The 18,682-nt window shown below is 61.1% G+C and carries 18 protein-coding genes and 1 tRNA gene; 11 read left to right on the forward strand and 8 right to left on the reverse strand.

The window, feature by feature from the left end; genetic code table 11:
• Positions 1-76: 76 nt before the first annotated feature.
• Positions 77-1,684 carry a carboxyl transferase domain-containing protein gene (locus tag CHEJ32_RS0107910; protein WP_028033383.1) on the reverse strand — a complete coding sequence of 536 codons (1,608 nt, stop codon included), beginning with the start codon at positions 1,682-1,684 and terminating at the stop codon, positions 77-79.
• Between the two features lie 53 nt (positions 1,685-1,737).
• A complete protein-coding gene (locus CHEJ32_RS0107915; protein WP_028033384.1) occupies positions 1,738-2,898 on the reverse strand; it encodes an isovaleryl-CoA dehydrogenase in 1,161 nt (386 codons plus the stop codon).
• A 144-nt stretch (positions 2,899-3,042) separates the two neighbouring features.
• On the opposite strand from CHEJ32_RS0107915, the gene CHEJ32_RS0107920 reads away from it, so the two are divergent.
• The 3 genes from CHEJ32_RS0107920 (at position 3,043) to CHEJ32_RS0107930 (ending at position 4,360) form a co-directional block, all read left to right on the forward strand.
• Complete coding sequence (locus CHEJ32_RS0107920; RefSeq protein WP_028033385.1) at positions 3,043-3,282, forward strand: hypothetical protein; 240 nt, start codon at positions 3,043-3,045, stop codon at positions 3,280-3,282.
• A 44-nt stretch (positions 3,283-3,326) separates the two neighbouring features.
• Positions 3,327-3,725 carry a VOC family protein gene (locus tag CHEJ32_RS0107925; protein ID WP_034658085.1) on the forward strand — a complete coding sequence of 133 codons (399 nt, stop codon included), beginning with the start codon at positions 3,327-3,329 and terminating at the stop codon, positions 3,723-3,725.
• A 194-nt stretch (positions 3,726-3,919) separates the two neighbouring features.
• Complete coding sequence (locus CHEJ32_RS0107930) at positions 3,920-4,360, forward strand: GNAT family N-acetyltransferase (protein WP_034658086.1); 441 nt, start codon at positions 3,920-3,922, stop codon at positions 4,358-4,360.
• Between the two features lie 65 nt (positions 4,361-4,425).
• On the opposite strand, the gene CHEJ32_RS0107935 is transcribed toward CHEJ32_RS0107930, so the two are convergent.
• The 3 genes from CHEJ32_RS0107935 to CHEJ32_RS0107945 form a co-directional block, all read right to left on the reverse strand.
• The gene (locus tag CHEJ32_RS0107935) at positions 4,426-5,547 is read right to left on the reverse strand and encodes a pyridoxal phosphate-dependent aminotransferase (protein ID WP_028033388.1); all 1,122 of its coding nucleotides are present in this window, start codon (positions 5,545-5,547) and stop codon (positions 4,426-4,428) included.
• A gap of 109 nt (positions 5,548-5,656) precedes the next feature.
• Positions 5,657-6,100: a DoxX family protein gene (locus CHEJ32_RS0107940; protein ID WP_051469544.1), complete on the reverse strand. Its 444-nt coding sequence runs from the start codon at positions 6,098-6,100 to the stop codon at positions 5,657-5,659.
• Between the two features lie 331 nt (positions 6,101-6,431).
• A tRNA-Ser gene (locus CHEJ32_RS0107945) sits at positions 6,432-6,522 on the reverse strand.
• A 494-nt stretch (positions 6,523-7,016) separates the two neighbouring features.
• On the opposite strand from CHEJ32_RS0107945, the gene CHEJ32_RS0107950 reads away from it, so the two are divergent.
• Positions 7,017-8,132, forward strand: coding sequence for a porin (locus CHEJ32_RS0107950; protein WP_028033390.1), 1,116 nt, complete (start codon positions 7,017-7,019; stop codon positions 8,130-8,132).
• Positions 8,133-8,231: 99 nt separating this feature from the next.
• Here the strand turns inward: CHEJ32_RS0107950 and CHEJ32_RS0107955 are convergent, their stop codons facing one another.
• A complete protein-coding gene (locus CHEJ32_RS0107955; protein WP_028033391.1) occupies positions 8,232-10,280 on the reverse strand; it encodes a lytic transglycosylase domain-containing protein in 2,049 nt (682 codons plus the stop codon).
• A 350-nt stretch (positions 10,281-10,630) separates the two neighbouring features.
• Between CHEJ32_RS0107955 and dapA the strand changes: the two genes are divergently transcribed.
• Positions 10,631-11,512, forward strand: coding sequence for a 4-hydroxy-tetrahydrodipicolinate synthase (gene dapA / locus CHEJ32_RS0107960; RefSeq protein WP_028033392.1), 882 nt, complete (start codon positions 10,631-10,633; stop codon positions 11,510-11,512).
• A gap of 27 nt (positions 11,513-11,539) precedes the next feature.
• On the forward strand, positions 11,540-12,007 hold the full coding sequence (gene smpB, locus CHEJ32_RS0107965) for an SsrA-binding protein SmpB (RefSeq protein WP_028033393.1): 468 nt from the start codon (positions 11,540-11,542) through the stop codon (positions 12,005-12,007).
• Positions 12,008-12,367: 360 nt separating this feature from the next.
• Here the strand turns inward: smpB and CHEJ32_RS0107970 are convergent, their stop codons facing one another.
• Both CHEJ32_RS0107970 and CHEJ32_RS0107975 read right to left on the reverse strand, forming a co-directional pair.
• The gene (locus tag CHEJ32_RS0107970) at positions 12,368-13,030 is read right to left on the reverse strand and encodes a uracil-DNA glycosylase (protein ID WP_028033394.1); all 663 of its coding nucleotides are present in this window, start codon (positions 13,028-13,030) and stop codon (positions 12,368-12,370) included.
• Entirely contained in the window at positions 13,027-13,611 is a 585-nt protein-coding gene (locus CHEJ32_RS0107975) for an NYN domain-containing protein (RefSeq protein WP_028033395.1), read from the reverse strand. Before CHEJ32_RS0107975 ends, CHEJ32_RS0107970 begins: the two co-directional genes overlap by 4 nt.
• A 307-nt stretch (positions 13,612-13,918) precedes the next feature.
• Between CHEJ32_RS0107975 and rpoZ the strand changes: the two genes are divergently transcribed.
• The 5 genes from rpoZ to lepB all read left to right on the forward strand — a co-directional run bounded on the left by rpoZ (position 13,919) and on the right by lepB (position 18,679).
• Positions 13,919-14,314 carry a DNA-directed RNA polymerase subunit omega gene (rpoZ, locus tag CHEJ32_RS0107980; RefSeq protein WP_028033396.1) on the forward strand — a complete coding sequence of 132 codons (396 nt, stop codon included), beginning with the start codon at positions 13,919-13,921 and terminating at the stop codon, positions 14,312-14,314.
• A 115-nt stretch (positions 14,315-14,429) separates the two neighbouring features.
• Entirely contained in the window at positions 14,430-16,667 is a 2,238-nt protein-coding gene (locus CHEJ32_RS0107985) for a bifunctional (p)ppGpp synthetase/guanosine-3',5'-bis(diphosphate) 3'-pyrophosphohydrolase (protein WP_028033397.1), read from the forward strand.
• Positions 16,668-16,824: 157 nt separating this feature from the next.
• Positions 16,825-17,409: a DUF2062 domain-containing protein gene (locus CHEJ32_RS0107990; RefSeq protein ID WP_028033398.1), complete on the forward strand. Its 585-nt coding sequence runs from the start codon at positions 16,825-16,827 to the stop codon at positions 17,407-17,409.
• The gene (gene acpS, locus CHEJ32_RS0107995; protein ID WP_028033399.1) at positions 17,406-17,804 is read left to right on the forward strand and encodes a holo-ACP synthase; all 399 of its coding nucleotides are present in this window, start codon (positions 17,406-17,408) and stop codon (positions 17,802-17,804) included. Before CHEJ32_RS0107990 ends, acpS begins: the two co-directional genes overlap by 4 nt.
• 125 nt (positions 17,805-17,929) lie before the next feature.
• Positions 17,930-18,679 (forward strand): signal peptidase I, encoded by a 750-nt coding sequence (gene lepB / locus CHEJ32_RS0108000; protein ID WP_028033400.1) that lies wholly within the window; start codon positions 17,930-17,932, stop codon positions 18,677-18,679.
• The last annotated feature ends 3 nt before the right edge of the window (positions 18,680-18,682 follow it).

An 18,682-nucleotide genomic window follows, 5' to 3' on the forward strand; every position in this document is an offset into this window, starting at 1 on the left:
CATTAATTGTGCAGGGAGAAGTTTAAGCAGGCGGAAAGAGGTGGGGATAAATTAGGAAAAGTTTTCTTGCGGGTTGCTACATCCTGAACACCCCAAACCGCGTCTCCTCGATGGGCGCGTTGAGAGCGGCCGAGAGGGAGAGGGCGAGCACCTCGCGCGTCTTTGCCGGGTCGATGATGCCGTCGTCCCAGAGCCGGGCGGAGGAGTAGAGCGGATGGCCTTCGCGTTCGTATTTTTCCAGGATCGGCTTCTTGAACTCGGCCTCTTCCTCGGCTGACCACGTGCCGCCCTTGCGCTCGATGCCCTCGCGCTTGACGATGGCGAGAACGGTCGCGGCCTGCTCGCCGCCCATGACGGAGATGCGCGCATTGGGCCACATCCAGAGGAATCGGGGCGAGAAGGCGCGACCGCACATGCCGTAATTGCCTGCGCCGAAGGAGCCGCCGATGATCGTGGTGATCTTCGGCACTTGTGCGGTGGCGACCGCCGTCACCAGCTTGGCGCCATCCTTGGCGATGCCGCCCGCCTCGTATTTTTTTCCCACCATGAAGCCGGTGATGTTCTGCAGGAAGAGGAGGGGGATCTTGCGCTGACAGCAGAGCTCGATGAAGTGGGCGCCCTTGAGCGCGGATTCAGAAAAGAGCACGCCATTGTTGGCGAGGATGCCGACGGGCATGCCGTGAAGATGCGCGAAGCCGGTGATAAGCGTCGTGCCGTAATTCTGCTTGAACTCGTCGAGTTCCGAGCCGTCCACGATGCGGGCGATCACCTCGCGCACGTCATAGGGCTGGCGCACATCGGCGGGGATGATCCCATAGATCTCGCGCGGATCGTAGAGAGGCGGAATCACCTTCTGAAGATCGAGGCCGATCGTCTTCTTCCGATTCAGGTTTTTGACGATACGCCTGACGATGGCGAGCGCATGTTCGTCGTCCATCGCGTAATGGTCGGCAACGCCTGAAAGGCGGGTGTGGACCTCCGCGCCGCCGAGCTCCTCCGCCGTCACCACTTCGCCGGTGGCTGCCTTCACCAACGGCGGGCCGCCGAGGAAGATCGTGGCGTTGCCCTTCACCATCACGGTCTCGTCGGACATGGCCGGCACATAGGCGCCGCCGGCCGTGCAGGAGCCCATCACGCAGGCGATCTGCGGGATGCCGCGCGCCGACATGGTTGCCTGGTTGTAGAAAATGCGGCCGAAATGGTCGCGGTCCGGAAAGACCTCGTCTTGGTTGGGGAGGTTCGCGCCGCCGGAATCGACCAGGTAGATGCAGGGCAGATTGTTCTCGAGCGCGATCTCCTGCGCGCGCAGGTGCTTCTTCACGGTGAGCGGATAATAGGTGCCGCCCTTCACCGTGGCGTCGTTGACGACCACCATCACCTCACGGCCCTCCACGCGGCCGATGCCGGCGATGAGGCCGGCCGACGCGATGTCGCCCTCATACATGCCGTAGGCCGCGAACTGGCCGATCTCCAGGAAGGGCGCGCCGACATCGAGAAGCTGCGCCAGGCGCTCGCGCGGTAGGAGCTTGCCGCGCGCGGTGTGACGGGCTCGGGCCTCGTCCGGGCCGCCGCGCTCGATCGTTGCGGCTTTCTCGGCCATGTCGGCCACCAGAGCCTTCATGCGCGCCTCGTTGGCACGGAAGGTTTCGGAGGAGGGCGAGAGCTCGGATCTTATAACGGGCATAGCTTCCTTTGCACGACGGTGCTTCCCATGCATAGGGCATTTCGCAGGCGAGATCAGCCCTCTCCGACGATCTCCCGCCCAATCAGCCAGCGCCGGATCTCGCTGGTCCCGGCGCCGATCTCGTAGAGCTTGGCGTCTCGCAGCAGCCGGCCCGTCGGGAACTCGTTGACATAGCCGTTACCGCCCAGCACCTGGATCGCATCCAGCGCCATCCGCGTGGCGCGCTCGGCGGCGTAGAGGATGCAGCCGGCCGCATCCTTGCGTGTGGTTTCACCGCGGTCGCAGGCGCTCGCCACGGCGTAGACGTAGGCGCGGCAGGCATTGAGCGTCGTGTACATGTCGGCGAGCTTGGCCTGCACGAGCTGGAATTCGCCGATTGGCTGGCCGAACTGCTTGCGCTCGCGCGCATAGGGCACGGCAGCGTCCAGGCATGCGGCCATGATGCCGAGCGGCCCGCCGGAAAGCACCACCCGCTCGTAATCGAGCCCCGACATGAGGACCTCCACCCCACCGCCTTCCCGCCCGAGAACGTTCTCGAAGGGCACCTCGACATCCTCAAAGACAAGCTCGCCCGTGTTGGAGCCGCGCATGCCGAGCTTGTCGAGCTTCTGCGCCACGGAAAAGCCGGGCATAGCACGCTCGACGATGAAGGCGGTGATCCCGCGGCTCCCTGCCTCCGGTTCCGTCTTCGCATAGACGACGAGCGTGCCTGCATCCGGCCCGTTGGTGATCCACATCTTCGAGCCATTGAGCACGTAGCGGTCGTTCTTCTTCTCCGCCTTCAGTCGCATGGAAACGACATCGGAACCCGCACCTGCTTCGGACATGGCCAGCGCGCCGACGGCCTCGCCCGAACAGAGGGGAGGGAGATACTTCGCCTTCTGCTCCGGCGTGCCCCAGCGGCGGATCTGGTTGACGCAGAGATTGGAATGCGCGCCGAAGGAGAGGCCGACCGAGGCGGAGGCGCGGGAAATTTCCTCCATCGCCACCACATGGGCGAGATAGCCCATGCCGGAGCCGCCAAGCTCCGGCTCGACCGTGACGCCGAGCAGGCCGAGGTCGCCCATCGCCTTCCATAAGTGGGCAGGGAAATCGTTGTTTTGGTCGATTTCGGCAGCAATGGGCGCGATCTGCTCCCGCGCGAAGCGGTGGACCATATCGCGCAGCGCGTCGATCTCCTCGCCCAGACAGAAATTCATCGTGTTCGCGTACATGCTCTCTCCCCTCAGCTTTGGCGAAGGAAACCGCCGTAACAGATGCTCTCCTCGTCTCTTGGGAACACTCGCCAAAATGGCGGGACGGAACTCTGCGCGTCCCCCTTCATTTTAAAGGAGTTCCCATCATGCGAGGAGTTTTCCATGCCAACGCTGACCAGGGAAGGGGTACATCGTATTCTGGGGCCGGTGGACAACGCACTGCTGGCGGAGATCGCCTCCACGGGCGCCGACGAGCGGGAATTGGCAGAAGCCCATGCATGGGTGATGAGCGACGAGGCCTTGGTTAACGATTTCCGTCCGATGCCCAAGGGCAGGGTAGCCGAGTTGGTGGAAATCCTGCACCGCCGCTTCGGTCCGGGCGGCGAGGAAGATATGGATTGACCAGCCTCCGCCGGAACTTCCATCCCCTGAGAAAGGAACGTGCAATGCCGCGCTCGAAGATTAGGCGCACGATGTTCAACATCGCGGCCGACGATCTCGCCGCTGTGCGGGATTTCTATGTCCGCCTTCTGGACATGGAGGTGATCTACGACAGCCACTGGTTCAAGGTGCTGGTGCCCAGTGAGGGACCCCGCTTTGAACTTGGCATCATCGCCCGCGACAGCGAAGTGACGCCTGCGGCGGCGGCCCGGCCACCGGGGGGCGGCTATCTGACCTTCGTGGTTGAAGAGGTGCTGGTCGCCTTCGAGCAGGCCAAGGCGATGGGCGCGGAGATATTGGAGCCGCCGACGGACCTGTTCTACGGCCAGCGTCGATTGCTCCTGCGGGATCCGGCGGGCACCCTTGTGGATGTTTCCTCACCCGTGCCGGGCACGGTGGCCTGAGAGCTCCTATAAGCAAGCAGGCTGAACTGCCGTCTGCTATTGCATGGGCAACATTCCACGGGTTATGAAGTCCGGGTCAGCAGAAGGAGATTTATGCGCAGCGGCTTCATCGAGGGAAATCTCAAAGGGGAAACCGGCCTATCGGCCGAATGATGACTCGCGCGCATTCGCGCCTCAACTGACGGAATCTTATAATGGATATTGAACTGGACATCCGGCCCTACAGGTCGGAGGACGAAAGCTGCCTGCTGGCGATATGGCGAGCAGCGTCCGCCAAAGGACATCCCTTCTTCACGAGCGGAGAGCTCGACGCACAGGCGCAGCTTGTCAGGGAAGTCTACCTGCCCAAGGCCGAGACCTGGGTCGCAGTGCTGGAAGATGAGCCGGTGGGCTTCATCGGCTTACTCGACAATTTCATAGGCGGCCTCTTCGTCGATCCCGCAATTCACGGGCGCGGCATCGGTCGCACTCTTATCGGCCATGCACGGAAGCTGAAAGGCACTCTCGAACTGGAGGTTTACGCCCTCAACGAAAACGCCAGAGCGTTTTATGAGCGGCTGGGCTTCGGGGAGATCGACCGGCAGGCAACCGATGCGAACGGGTTGCCCTTCGAAGTGATAAGGCTGCGTGGTTGAGCAGCGAAGGCCGGGGGAATGCCCCGGCCATTTCTTGATCCGCCGCCCGCCTTCCTATCAGACGTCTATCGACCTTGGCCCTCGCGCGCCTTCTCGAGCGCTGCGCTCAGCTCCGCCTCGAACAGAGCGATCTCCGCTTCCGGTCCGGCACTGACGCGGATGCAGCGGTCGAGACCAGGTGCCATGGGTTTGCGCACGAACACATCGCGCTCGGTCAGTGCTTTAAGCACGCGCATAGCGAACGCTCCATCGCCGCCGCAGTCGATCGTCACGAAATTGGTGGCCGAGGGGAGGGAGGTCAGCCCGTTTCTCTCCGCTATATCGGCGATGCGGCGCCGGCAGGCCGAAACGGCCTCGACCACGAAGCGGAGATGCTGCTGGTCGGCAAGCGCCGAAAGCGCGGCCGCCTGCGCCATCCGGGTGATGCCGAAATGGTTGCGCACCTTGTCGAAGGCACGGATCGCCACCGCCTCCCCGATGCAATAGCCGCATCGCAAACCCGCCAGCCCGTAAGCTTTCGAGAAGGTGCGCATGCGCAGCACGTTAGGCCGGGAGGTGTCGAGCGGGGGGAGAGCCGAGGCCGGTGCGGTCTCGCCATAGGCTTCATCCAGAATGAGGAGCGTGGTTTCCGGAAGGGCGGCGATAAAACGCTCGATTTCGTGAGCTTCCCACCATGTGCCCATCGGATTGTCGGGATTGGAGATATAGACGATACGCGCTTTCTCCCGCCGCGCCGCCTCAAGCAGTCCCTCGAGATTTTCCCGGTCGCCTTCGTATGGCACCGTGACGAGGCGCCCTCCAAAACCCGCAACATGATAGTTGAAGGTGGGATAGGCGCCGAGGGAGGTGACGACCGGCATTCCCGTCTCCACATATTGCCTCACCACGAGGCCGAGAAGGCCATCAATACCTTCGCCGATCGCGATGTTTTCAACGGCTGTCCCGAGATGGGCCGCTAGCGCCTGTTTCAGGTCGTGGCTCTCGGGGTCGCAATATTTCCACATCTCCGGCGCGGCGGCCCGCATGGTCTCCACAACCGTCGGCGAAGGGCCGAAGCCGCTTTCGTTGGCGCCGAGACGGGCGCGGAACGGCCTGCCGCGTGCACGCTCCTGCGCTTCCGGTCCTACAAAGGGCACGGTGGCGGGCAGGCTATCCACAAGAGGGGTGAGAGGAGGGCGATCGGGCATGGCGAAATCCTCGGCTGACGGCAGCGTTATGCACCGGCAGGAGGATGTTCAGCAACATGCCGCGGGCGCGGGATGCCCTGTACCGGCGCCCGCGGCTGAATGACCAGGCTTATGCCCTCAACGCGCTGGGTACACCGGCGCCGGCGCGCTGGCGATCGAGGCTCCACGCACCCGGCCCGGCAAAGACCAGATAAAGAAAGACGAAGCAGAAGAGGATCGCCGATTCGCCGCCGTTCAGAATGGGATAGAAGTTCTGCGGCGCATGCGCCATGAAATAGGCGACCGCCATCATGCCGGAGAGAATAAAGGCGACCGGCCTTGAGAAGAGGCCGATGACGAGGAGGATGCCGCCGACCACCTCGAGGACACCAGCAAGCCCGAACAGCGAGAGGAGGGGCGGAGACATGCCAGTCTCCGGAAAGCCGAAGAGCTTGGCGGTGCCATGCGCCATGAAGAGCAGCGCAGTCATGATCCTCAGTATGGCGAGTACATAGGGCGAAAGTTCCGTCAGCCGAGCTTCCAGATTGTTCACGTCCAGATTCCCCTTTTTCATGCAGGCCCAATGGCCTCTGTTGCGATGAGGCGAGGCAAGCAGATGCGCTTGCTCATCCAAGCGTCTGGGTCAAAAAAACACAACTGACCAGTCACAAGTCGGTGAGTGGATGACCAGCCGCAAGTCAGTCAGTGGGAGCGGGCCTCCGCCGATTCCTAGGGCAGGAGACGATTATAATGAAATTGCTGCGCCGCCGGGGATAGCCGGTACGCATCCTGAAGGGCGGAAGGAGCGACGCTACTTGTTCCGAGGCACCCGCGTCGCGGCCACCAACACGAAAGCATCGTGAGAAGCCGGGCAACGCAAAATGGCTGGCGCAGGGAAATCCTGGTGGCGGAGAGGATGGGATTCGAACCCACGAGGCCCTTTTGGAGCCTACTCCCTTAGCAGGGGAGCGCCTTCGACCACTCGGCCACCTCTCCGGTGCCACGGACATAACCGCAACCCCCTAGGATTGCAAGGCGGACAAACGTTTCCAACATGCGAATTGCGTAGCCAGGCAGGGAAGGCTGGGCCTTATTGGACCATCAGATCGTTTCCCCTCAATTTCGGCCCGATAGGTGGATCACGAATCGCAGACAGGCGACGTACCCGGTGTGATTCGTACCTGCCGAAGGTCAAAGGGAGCCGTTTAAAGAGCCCTATAAGGAAAAACCGGGCACATATGGTTACCGAATGGTGAACCCATACGGTCAGATCGTGGCTTTTGTGCAACAGATCCCCTGCATAGCGTCGTGCGGGCTCCGTCTCGCCGGCAATGGTGGTTGAACGCGGCTGCGTCATAAGTAATGTCGGCTGCGGAGAAGGGGCGCCTGGGGGCGCAACTTTTCAAACTTCGGGGATGGGGCAGGGAACGCTGTCCTTCAGCAAAAGATACCCAGACCCTTATTTTAGAACCTTTGACTGGAGGTCAGAAATGAACATCAAGAGCCTTCTGATTGGCTCCGCGGCTCTTTCAGCAGTCGCGACGGGCGCCCAGGCGGCCGATGCCATCGTCGTTCCAGAGCCGGAGCCGATGGAATATGTGCGCGTCTGCGACGTCTACGGCGCAGGCTTCTTCTACATTCCGGGCACCGAGACCTGCCTCAAGATCGGCGGCTATGTCCGTTATCAGATGGGCTACTCGGACGGCGACTTCGCCGAGCAGGAAGGCTGGAACAAGACCACCCGCGCGACCGTGACGCTCGACGCTCGTTCCGAGACCGAGTACGGCACGCTGGGCGGCTTCATCGAGCTGCGCTTCGAAGCTCGCGGCGGCGCGGTTTTCGAGGCCGACCTTAACGAGGGCGATGCTCTTTCGCTGGGGCTGGACAACAACACGCAGCGTGTGCAGCAGGCGATCATATCGCTGGGCGGCCTTTCCATGGGTGTTGCCGACTCGCTCTATGACGCCGGTCTCTCCGCAGAGTTCGACCGTGGCGGCGCCGATCGTGCCAACTTCATCCGCTACACCTTCGACGGCGGAAGCGGCTTCTCGGCTGCGGTTGCTCTCGAAGAGGTTGATCGTGGTTACGACTGGACGCCGAATGTGGTTGGCCGCATCGGCTTTACCCAGGGCTGGGGTGGCGTGAATCTGTGGGGCGCNTATGACGCCACCGCCGAGGAATTCGCTCTCAAGGCCATTGCGAAGGCTAACCTGAGCCAGGCGCTGTGGCTCGAGGCCATTGGCACCTATGAGAGCGGTATCAACTTCTACTCGGTCGATCCATTCAATTCCACCGGGCTCTCCTTCGCTTCTCTTGGTATTCCGCGCGAAGGGGCTGAGTGGTCTGCTGGCGGCTTGATCGGCTACCAGTTCAACCCCCGCTTCAAGGCCTCGCTCGGCGCTCAGTACTTCAGCAATGTCGGTCATGACGTGCTGTTTGCTGACGAGATCAACTCGCTCAACGTCGGCGCCACGCTCGACTACGCGATCGTCGAGAACTTCGACGCCAAGCTCGCCATCAACTACACCACGGTTGACGGCACGATCGCTGGCGTCACCGACGGCGACCAGTGGCACGGCTTCCTGCGCCTGCAGCGCAGCTTCTAATTTCGGTTAGAAGACAAGCTTAAAAGACCCGGCGGGCTTGCCCGCCGGGTTTTTCGTTGAGTGAAGCCCTCGTTTATATGGACGTGCGGCAGAAGCCCGCTATTGACGCCCGCTCACCAGATCTTCTGCGATCGTGAAGCGGCCGGTGAGCCGCATCTTGTAGACCTGATAATTCTCCATCACCCGCTGCACGTAATTGCGCGTTTCGGTGAACGGGATACGCTCGATCCAGTCCACCACCTCTTCGATCGGTTTGCCGCGTGGATCGCCATAGCGTTCCATCCAGTCGCTCGCCCGGCTCGGGCCGGCATTGTAGCCGATGAAAGTGAGGATATAGGAACCGTCGAAGCGTTCGAGCTGCTCGCTGAGATAGGCTGCTCCGAGCGTCGCGTTGTAACCAGCATCGGAAGTGAGCTTGGCCGGAGCGTAAGGCAAGCCTGCCTTCTTTGCCACCATTCGCGCCGTTGCCGGCATCAATTGCAGGAGACCGCGCGCGCCGGCATGCGAAACCGCCCCCACATTGAATTCGCTCTCCTGGCGAGCGATGGCATAGGCGAGCGCCTTGCCGGCCCCGGAAATCGAGGCTTTCTCCGGGATAGCGCCGATCGGATGCGCCAGAAGGCCGATTTCGAGACCACGCCGGGCGGCGGTCTTGCCTATCCGGAGCGCAAGGTAATGATCTCCGCGTTGCCCCGCTTTCTCCGCCAGCAACGCCAATTCGCCCGTGCTTGAGAGTTCCTCGGCGAGTTCGCTGTACAGCATCCCGGCAAGGCGCTCCTGTCCTGCCTTCTCCAGCCGTTCGAGAGCCAGGACCGGTTCGCGAGCGATGAAATTCTTCCGGTCCAAGGCGCTGGGATCGGGATTCCCCGTCGCGATGGTCGTGCGCCCCAGCCGGGCTGCTGCGAGCTGGCCGTAGAAGGCTGTGCCGTAGTCGGCTGCCTGCTCATAATAATGTGTGGCATCGCCCGATGCGCCGGCTTCCGCCGCGCGGCCGAGCCAGTAATAGGCACGGGCCTTGGAAATTGGCCCGTCGGCGATTTCCAAAATGCGGGCAAAATGGCGTGCGGCGATCTTGGCTTCGTCAAGGCTCCGCAGCGCATACCAGCCTGCGTGGAACTCTGCGTCGGCCATGGTCGCCTTGCTGCCGCCCAGATGTGCGGCGGCAATGCGATAGGAGAGGCGCGGATTGCCCTCGTCGAGAAATTCGCGCGAAAGGACACGCCGCTCGAACCACCAGGCATCCGGGTCCACCAGCATGGAAGCGTCCCGCGGAGCGGCCAGCATGGCCTTGGCCGCTTCCGCAAACTTACCGGCGCGGCGAAGATAATGGGCCTTCGCGAAATAGTAACCTGCCGAACGTTGCGCGGCAGGCACCGCTTCGAGCAGGTCACCGGCATTTGCCTCACGGCGGATCACCGCCGCCCAAGCCTTGGCGAGTGCTTCGGCTCCGGCGCGCTTGGCTACTCGTTCCGCCGAGCGGATTCGATCCTTGTAGAGCATGCGCTCCATACGATGGCGGTGATCGGATGCGGGGATGAGATCGCCGAACTCGTCGAGTATGGCCGACTCCTGTCGTGCCTCCAGCTTCTCTTCACGCCACACCGGCGAAAGGGCAGCCCGCGCCGCATCCAATTTGCCGAGCTCCACATTGGCGCGCGCAAGCGCGATCGCGCCTTCAAACGTGGTGGGGCGCGTCTTGCCGAAGGCCGCGATCACCTGCTGTGCGGTCGGCTTCTCGCGGTAGAGGGCCCGTTCGCTATTGGCGCGCAGCCGGGTCTTTCCCGGCCAACCCGAAAGCATATCAGCGATGTCGGCAATTTCCGCGCTTCCGACGTAATCGCCGGACATGGCGATTGCCCAGGAGATGATCTGATAGTCCAGAGAGGAGGGCGCCAACTCATCTCGGATCCGTTTCGCCTCAGTCGTATCGCCCTTTGCAAGGGCTTGGAGCCCGTCTTTTAGCGTGCTGAGATGCTCTTCCAGAAGCACGCCCGCTGCAAAGGGGATCGAGGCTGCAGCGGCAGCCCTGTCGATCGGGGCAAAGGGCCTCGGCTGCGGAAGTGGTGCATCCGACGGCAGTTCGAGCGCGTGCGCTACGCTTGCGTGGGAAAACACGATTGCGAGCGCGGTGAGCGCAGTTTTCTTCATGGAGCAACCCCGAAATTGCGGGCTCTTCTGGCAAACACGCCGGCCCTCTCTCCCGCCCGAGGGTGAAACGCCTTTCGCGAACGGTAGCGCAAAAGGTTACGTTGTACCAATCAAACCAGTTGCAACCGAGCATGGCGATATTAGGGCGATTTGCTCCCGGAAAAACCTGTGGTGCGGTGAACCCGGATGGGATAGAAGCGCCGGACGGCTCTGCGCGAAAGGCGCAGGTTGCAGCATTTGCAGCGATGGAAACTTTTTATCTGCAATTCTGCATTAATGTGGCTAAACAAAATTGCGTGGCGGCCGGTCCAACCGGATAGATCGCCCAAGAGGAGATCGGAGATTTCTCGATGTTCAGGGGTTCCATCACAGCGCTCGTGACGCCTTTCCGTGAGGATGGAAGTCTGGACAAAGAGGCCTTCAGTTCCCTGGTCGAATGGCAGATCCAGGAAGGCTCCAACGGGTTTGTCCCTGTTGGCACGACGGGCGAGTCGCCGACACTCACGCATGATGAGCACCGGGAGGTAATCCGCCTTTGCGTCGAGGCGGCGGACAAGCGCGTGCCGGTGATTGCCGGGGCTGGCTCAAATTCCACACGGGAGGCGATCGGTTTTGCTGAACATGCGGAGAAGGTGGGAGCCGACGCTCTTCTGGTCGTGACCCCCTATTACAACAAGCCGAACCAGCGCGGGCTCTACGAGCATTTCGCGGCTGTCGCAAAGGCGACCAGCCTGCCGATCTTCATCTATAATATTCCACCTCGCTCTGTGATCGACATGCTTCCTGAGACGATGGCCAAGCTTGCGGCCGACTATAAGAATATCGTCGGCGTAAAGGATGCCACGGCGAAGCTCGATCGCGTGTCCGAGCAGCGTGCGGCATGCGGACCCGACTTCATCCAGCTATCGGGTGAGGATGCTACGGCGCTCGGTTTCAACGCTCATGGCGGCGTGGGCTGTATTTCGGTGACTGCGAATGTGGCGCCGCGGCTCTGCTCGGAATTCCAGGCAGCCTCCCTCGGGGGCGATGGCGCCCGCGCCATCGAGCTCCAGGACCGGTTGTTGCCGCTTCACAAGGCCCTCTTCCTCGAACCCAATCCGGCCGGCGCCAAATATGCGCTGTCGCGGCTTGGGAGAATCCAGAATGTGCTGCGGTCGCCGCTTGTCACGATCGAGTCTTCCACCGCCGAGAAGATCGATGCAGCCATGAAGCACGCGGGGCTCTTGAACTGACGCGCCCTTACGCGCATCTCCTTCGCTATGGCCAAGAACACAAACATCAAAACGGTTGCCGACAACCGCAAGGCACGCTTCGCTTATGAGGTGATGGACACGCTTGAGGCGGGCCTTGTGCTTTCCGGTACCGAGGTGAAATCCCTGCGGGAAGGGCACGCCAACATCCAGGAATCCTACGCTTCGGTGGAAGGCGGAGAGATCTGGCTGATCAACGCGCATATCCCCGAATATTTTGCCGGCAACCGCTTCAATCACGAGCCGCGTCGCAGGCGGAAGCTGCTCCTGTCCAAGAAGGAGATGGCGCGCATGGCTCAGGCGGTGGAGCGCGAGGGTATGACGATGGTGCCCTTGAAACTCTATTTCAACGAACGTGGCATCGCGAAGCTGCAACTCGCGCTCGCGCGCGGCAAGAAACTGCATGACAAGCGCGAGACCCTGAAGCAGCGCGACTGGAGCCGGGAACAAGCCCGCCTTCTGAAGGAAAGAGGGTAGGGCAGTAGACCAGTGGGGCAGTAGGAGGCGTCTTCGAGCCGGTGCTACGCCTCCGATAGCCTGCAGCTTCACCTGCAGCCGCGGCGGCGCGTCAACCCATAACCATGGTCGTTGGGTCAAGCAGAAGGTGGCGCTTGCAGCCGCATAGTTGCCAACCGCCAGCTCTGGAGTTGCCGAGATTCTCGACGCATCCAGGTTGGCCCCAGGAGCCATGCCTGAATCTTGGAGGGGATCCGCGGCATGCTCATGCTGTTGAAGCAAAGCCGAACGGGGACAGTATCGGAACAGCCTGAAAACCTGAATCAATAAGCTTACCGCCTGTTAAGACCGAGGCGGGAAACCAGTACCTTTCCCTGCTGCTTAGTCCCCTAAAAACTCCCTCACGCTCCGGAACACGTCCACGAACATCGCCTCCGTCAGAACGCCGGTGTTCGTGTTGTAGCGGGAGCAGTGGTAGCTGGAGAAGATGCGGAGCGCTCCGGCCTGCTCCTGCGCCCCGTGGACGAAGGGGACAGCGCTTAGCCGATGACCAAGCGCTCTGACGGTGGAGTCATGGGCGATCTTTCCGAGTGTCACGATGGCCTCCAGCTTGGGAAAGCGCTCGATCGTCGGAGTAAGAAAATATTCGCGACAGGTGCGGATCTCGCTCGCATCCGGCTTGTTTTCGGGCGGCACGCAGCGCACGGCATTGGTGATCGCCGTGTCGGTGAGTGTCAGCCCGTCATCCGGCCTGGCGTCGAATTTTCCGCGGGCGAAACCGAAGCGTATGAGTGTTTCATAAAGCAGTGTGCCTGCGTAATCGCCCGTGAAGGGACGCCCGGTGCGGTTTGCGCCGCGCAGCCCCGGTGCAAGCCCCACCACGAGAAGCCTTACAGATTCCTCGCCGCCTTCAGGCAGGAAGGTTCTGACAGGTGCGTTGTACCATTCCGGCTCTTTCTCGCGCCAGCCGGCGATGAAACTGTGAAGCCGAGGGCACAGAGGACAGTCACGCGGCGGTTCTCCGGCCGCTTCAGGCAGGCTCATTCAGTGTCGTCTTGATCAATATCCGTAGGATCGGGGCGGCGGGCCGGGCGCTCGCTCGGATCGCGGCCAACCTCCGTCTGCAGCGTGGCAAGATCGATGAAGTGATCGGCCTGGCGCCGCAACTCGTCCGAGATCATCGGCGGCTGCGACTGGATCGTCGATACGATGCTCACCTTACGGCCCTTGCGCTGCAGCGCCTCCACCAGTGTGCGGAAATCACCGTCGCCCGAGAAGATCACGTAATGGTCGACGACATCGACAAGCTCCAGCGCATCAATTGTGAGCTCGATGTCCATATTGCCCTTGATCTTTCGCCGGCCAGTCGAATCAGTGAATTCCTTTGCCGGTTTGGTGACCACTTTGTAACCATTGTAGTCGAGCCAATCGATAAGCGGCCGGATAGACGAGTATTCCTGATCCTCCACGAGAGCTGTGTAGTAGTAGGCGCGCAGAAGGTAAGCCCGCTTCTGAAAACTCGCCAAAAGCTTTCTGTAGTCTATATCAAAGCCCAAGGATCGCGAGGTGGCATATAGATTTGCGCCGTCTATGAACATCGCGATCTTTTCGCGGGGATCAAACATTCTCAAATATCCTTCGTGGCAATCGCTGCGTGGGAATTGCCGCAATGCGCCAGTTCAATCGCGGCAATGCCGCTCCTCATCCCGTGACATAGTGCGGACTTGTTTTCATGCCAATGCCAATTAAATTGTATAAGGTAAAAAACTGCAAATAATATGGGTCTAAGCTCAGGCTGATGCCTGCCCGGACTGTGAACCTTTGTGAGGGAAAGGTCTAATGCCTGTCCCTCATGGGTGTTGTGTTTTTTCCGTGGAAAAGCTATGGACCCCGCAGTTTCCAAAAATTCCGCGCGAATGAAAGGGGCGACAGATGGCCCGTGTAACCGTTGAAGACTGCATCGACAAGGTCGAGAACCGCTTCGAGCTGGTGCTTCTCGCAAGTCATCGTGCGCGTCAGATCTCCCAGGGCGAGCATATCACCGTCGATCGCGACAACGACAAGAACCCAGTGGTGGCGCTGCGCGAGATTGCCGATGAGACCTTGTCTCCGGGCGATCTCAAGGAGGCTCTGATCCACTCCCTGCAAAAGCATGTGGAGGTGGACGAGCCCGAGGCCGACCTGCCGGCGATCACTGCCCAGGCCGAGGATGCGCCGGAAGCCGACCTTCTGCCCGAGGACAATATCGCCTTCGATCGCATGAGCGAGGAAGACCTGCTGGCCGGCATCGAGGGTCTTGTTCCGCCGGAGAAGAACGACGACTTCTGATCCGTCGTTCCGCTGCCTTTCGTTGGCGGCGGATCTTTTCTCAGGGCGAATCCACATGCGTCGCATGCCCGATGCGGCGCATGATTTACGTTTATAGGCCCAGGAGAAGCCGCTCATGATGCGTCAGTACGAGCTTGTCGAGCGTGTGCAGCGCTACAAGCCTGACGTGAATGAGGCGCTTCTGAACAAAGCCTATGTCTACGCCATGCAGAAGCATGGTCACCAGAAGCGGGCTTCGGGCGATCCCTATTTTTCCCATCCGCTCGAAGTGGCGGCCATCCTGACGGACATGCATCTTGACGAGGCGACGATCGCCGTCGCGCTGCTGCATGACACGATCGAGGATACAAGCGCCACGCGCGATGAGATCGACGAACTCTTCGGCCCGGAAATCGGCAGGCTTGTCGAGGGGCTTACCAAGCTGAAGAAGCTGGATCTGGTATCCTCCAAGGCCGAGCAGGCGGAAAACCTGCGTAAGCTGCTCCTGGCCATATCGGAAGATGTTCGCGTGCTTCTCGTCAAGCTCGCGGACCGCCTGCACAATATGCGCACGCTCGATCACATGCCGTCGCACAAGCGGTTGAGGATCGCCGAAGAGACGATGGAGATCTATGCTCCGCTCGCCGGCCGCATGGGCATGCAGGACATGCGCGAGGAACTCGAGGAACTCGCCTTCCGCTATATCAATCCGGAAGCCTATCATGCAGTGACGGAGCGCCTGGCGGACCTCACCGAGCGAAACCGTGGCGTGATCGGGGAGATCGAGGAGGCGCTCAAAGGTCTCTTCGACAAATACGACATAAAGGCCGTCGTGAAGAGCCGGCAGAAGAAGCCCTGGTCCGTCTTCCGCAAGATGGAAGCGAAGGCACTCTCCTTCGAGCAGCTTTCCGATATTTTCGGCTTCCGCGTGATCGTCGACACGGTGGAGGATTGCTACCGTGCGCTAGGAGCCATTCACACGACGTGGTCCCTCGTTCCCGGGCGGTTCAAGGATTATATCTCGACTCCGAAACAGAACGATTACCGCTCGATTCACACCACGATCGTCGGCCCTTCGCGCCAGCGGGTGGAACTGCAGATCCGCACGCAGGAAATGGACCGTATCGCCGAATATGGCGTGGCGGCGCACTCGCTCTACAAGGATTTCGGTCCCAAACCGAACGGGCCGGGCCACCAGATTTCAAAGGACACCAACGCCTATGCGTGGCTGCGCCATACGATCGAGCAGCTCTCGGAGGGCGATAACCCCGAAGAATTCCTGGAGAACACGAAGCTCGAGCTGTTCCAGGACCAGGTCTTCTGCTTTACGCCCAAGGGCCGTCTGATCGCTCTGCCGCGCGGCGCCACGCCGATCGACTTCGCATATGCGGTCCACACGGATGTCGGGGACACCTGTGTAGGCGCCAAGGTCAACGGCCGCATCATGCCGCTGATGACGGAGCTCAAAAACGGCGACGAGGTGGAGATCATCCGTTCGAAGGCGCAAGTGCCTCCCGCTGCCTGGGAGTCGGTGGTCGTCACCGGCAAGGCGCGCTCAGCCATCCGCCGCGCCACGAGAAATGCGATTCGCCGGCAATATTCCGGGCTGGGCACCCGTATTCTCGAGCGTGCCTTCGAGAGGGCGGGGAAGACGTTCGGCAAGGATCTGCTGAAGCCTGTGATGCATCGCCTGGCCCGCAAGGATGTGGAGGACGTGCTGGCAGCCGTTGGGCGCGGCGAGATTACCTCGCAGGATGTCCTTCGCGCAGTGTTCCCCGATTACAAGGACGAGCGTGTAACCGTTCAGCATCCCAAGAAGCGGGAAGAGGGCTGGTTCAATCTGCGCAATGCGGCAGGTATGCTCTTTAAGGTCCCTGGCCGGTCTTCACGCCGGAAGGGAAAGGAAACCGCTTCCGCCGAAAATGGAGCAATTCCCATCCGCGGTGTCTCCGGCGACCTGCCGGTGCGTTTCGCGCCCGAGGGAGCGGTGCCGGGAGACCGGATTGTCGGCATCCTCACGCCCGGATCCGGCATCACGATCTATCCGATTCAGTCGCCCTCGCTCACGGCCTTCGATGACCAGCCGGAACGTTGGATCGACGTGCGCTGGGACATCGACGAGAACACAAAAGAGCGGTTTCCCGCGCGCATCCTGGTGACGGCCATCAACGAACCCGGCTCGCTCGCGACCATCGCCCAGGTAATGGCCTCCAACGATGCGAACATCCATACATTGTCGATGCGGCACACGGCGCCCGATTTCACCGAAATGGTCTTCGATATCGAAGTTTGGGACCTGAAGCACCTGAACCGGTTGATTTCACAACTCCGCGAAACGAGCAGCGTAAGCAGCGTTCAGCGCGTTAACGGATAGTGTCGGTGATTTTTCGATTTGCACCGACCATAGGTTTGCCCCGACGCCTTTCGAGCATAGATTAGGGGACGCCGGGCGACGGAAAATGATATGAATGCGGGTATGCTGGTGAGAAGGTCGTGTCGGCTGCGGCAGATGGCCGGAGCGCGGTAGCGAAATGTTGTTCAAGCGCAGGACAAGGGAACCGCTGCGGGACAGGCTGAGGACGATGGTCTGGCCTCGCCGCTCGTTCCGGCGATCGGCGGCTTACGTCGTGAAGCGCGCCCTGCGTTTGAGCGCAACGCCGCATGCAATCGCGATCGGCGTCGCCGCGGGTATATTCGCCTCCTTCACGCCTTTCATGGGATTTCATGTGATCCTCGCCGCAACGGCTGCGTGGCTGCTGCGCGGCAATGTGGTGGCCTCCGCGCTGGGCACCTTCGTCGGCAATCCGCTGACCTTCCCCTTCATCTGGGGGGCCACGCTCGGTCTCGGCAGATTCATCCTGCGTGGCGAGCATCCGGCGGGGATCGGACCGGAAGACATCGGCCACTTGTTGTGGCATCTGGAGTTTGAAAAGCTTTGGGAGCCGCTGCTGAAGCCGATGGCGGTTGGCGCGCTGCCGCTTGGCGCGTTAGCGGCGCTGATCGGTTACATCGTGACTCGGTGGGCGACGAATGCTTTTCGCGAGGAGCGGCGAAAGCGGCTGGCGGAACGGGCCCGCCGCCGGGCGGCAGATGATGCGGGCGCAATGGCTTCATGATCATTGGTATTGGCAGCGATCTCATTGATATTCGTCGCGTCGAGAAGACGCTTGAGCGGCATGGCGAGCGCTTCACCTATCGTGTTTTCACCGAGGTGGAGCGAGCCAAATCCGACCGGCGCCGCCAGCGCGCCGCATCATACGCAAAGCGCTTCGCGGCCAAGGAAGCTTGCGCCAAAGCACTCGGGACGGGGTTGGCACAGGGCGTGTTCTGGCGCGACATGGGCGTGGTGAATTTGCCGAGCGGCAAGCCGACCATGCATCTGACCGGCGGCGCTGCCGAGCGCCTCAATGCGATCACCCCCCCAGGCTATAGGCCTCTCGTCCATCTCACCATCACCGATGATTTCCCGCTTGCCCAGGCGTTCGTCATCATTGAAGCCGTGCCTGAATAAATGATGGTAGAGGCAGAACGGAAGAAGCTGCGAATGCCGCAGTCCCGCGCATTGCCGTGAGGGCTGCAAGCCGATAAGACGAAACGCGAAAGGGGTCGCGGGCACGCGACCGAACTGAGGACTAGATGAGCGTGGCCCATAAATCTCATAAGAAATCCGGCGGACTGGCCGAGACCATCAGCGTCGTCGTCCAGGCGCTGCTGCTTGCCCTTGTGATCAGAACATTTCTTTTTCAGCCATTTTCGATACCCTCCGGTTCCATGCGCCCGACGCTGCTGGAAGGCGATTATCTGTTCGTGACCAAGTGGGCCTATGGCTATTCGCGCTATTCACTTCCTTTTTCTCCGCCGCTGTTTTCCGGCAGGATCTGGGGAGGAGAGCCGGAGCGCGGCGACGTCGTGGTTTTCAAGTATCCGCCGGACCCTTCGCTCGACTATATCAAGCGCGTGATCGGCCTTCCGGGCGACCATATCCAGATGCGCGAGGGGCAGCTTTACATCAATGGCACCGCCGTTCCGCGCGAGAAGATCGGGCAGATAGACAATGTGGATATCACGGAACTGGCGCGGCCGGTGGATATCTATCGCGAGACATTGCCCAATGGCGTTTCCTACGAGACGCTGGATCTTTCCCCCAATTCCGTCGGTGACAACACGCGAGAGTTCGTGGTTCCCGAGGGACATTATTTCATGATGGGGGATAACCGCGACAATTCCACAGACAGCCGCTTCTCGGTCGGCTACGTGCCGGCGGAGAATCTGGTCGGCCGGGCCAACATCATCTTCTTTTCGATAGCCGGCGGCGCGAGCCCGCTGGAGATCTGGCGTTGGCCGTCTGAAATCCGACTGTCGCGCATGTTCAGCTGGGTCGACTGATCG

The sequence above is a fragment of the Chelativorans sp. J32 genome (assembly GCF_000518985.1).
GTDB lineage: Bacteria > Pseudomonadota > Alphaproteobacteria > Rhizobiales > Rhizobiaceae > Chelativorans.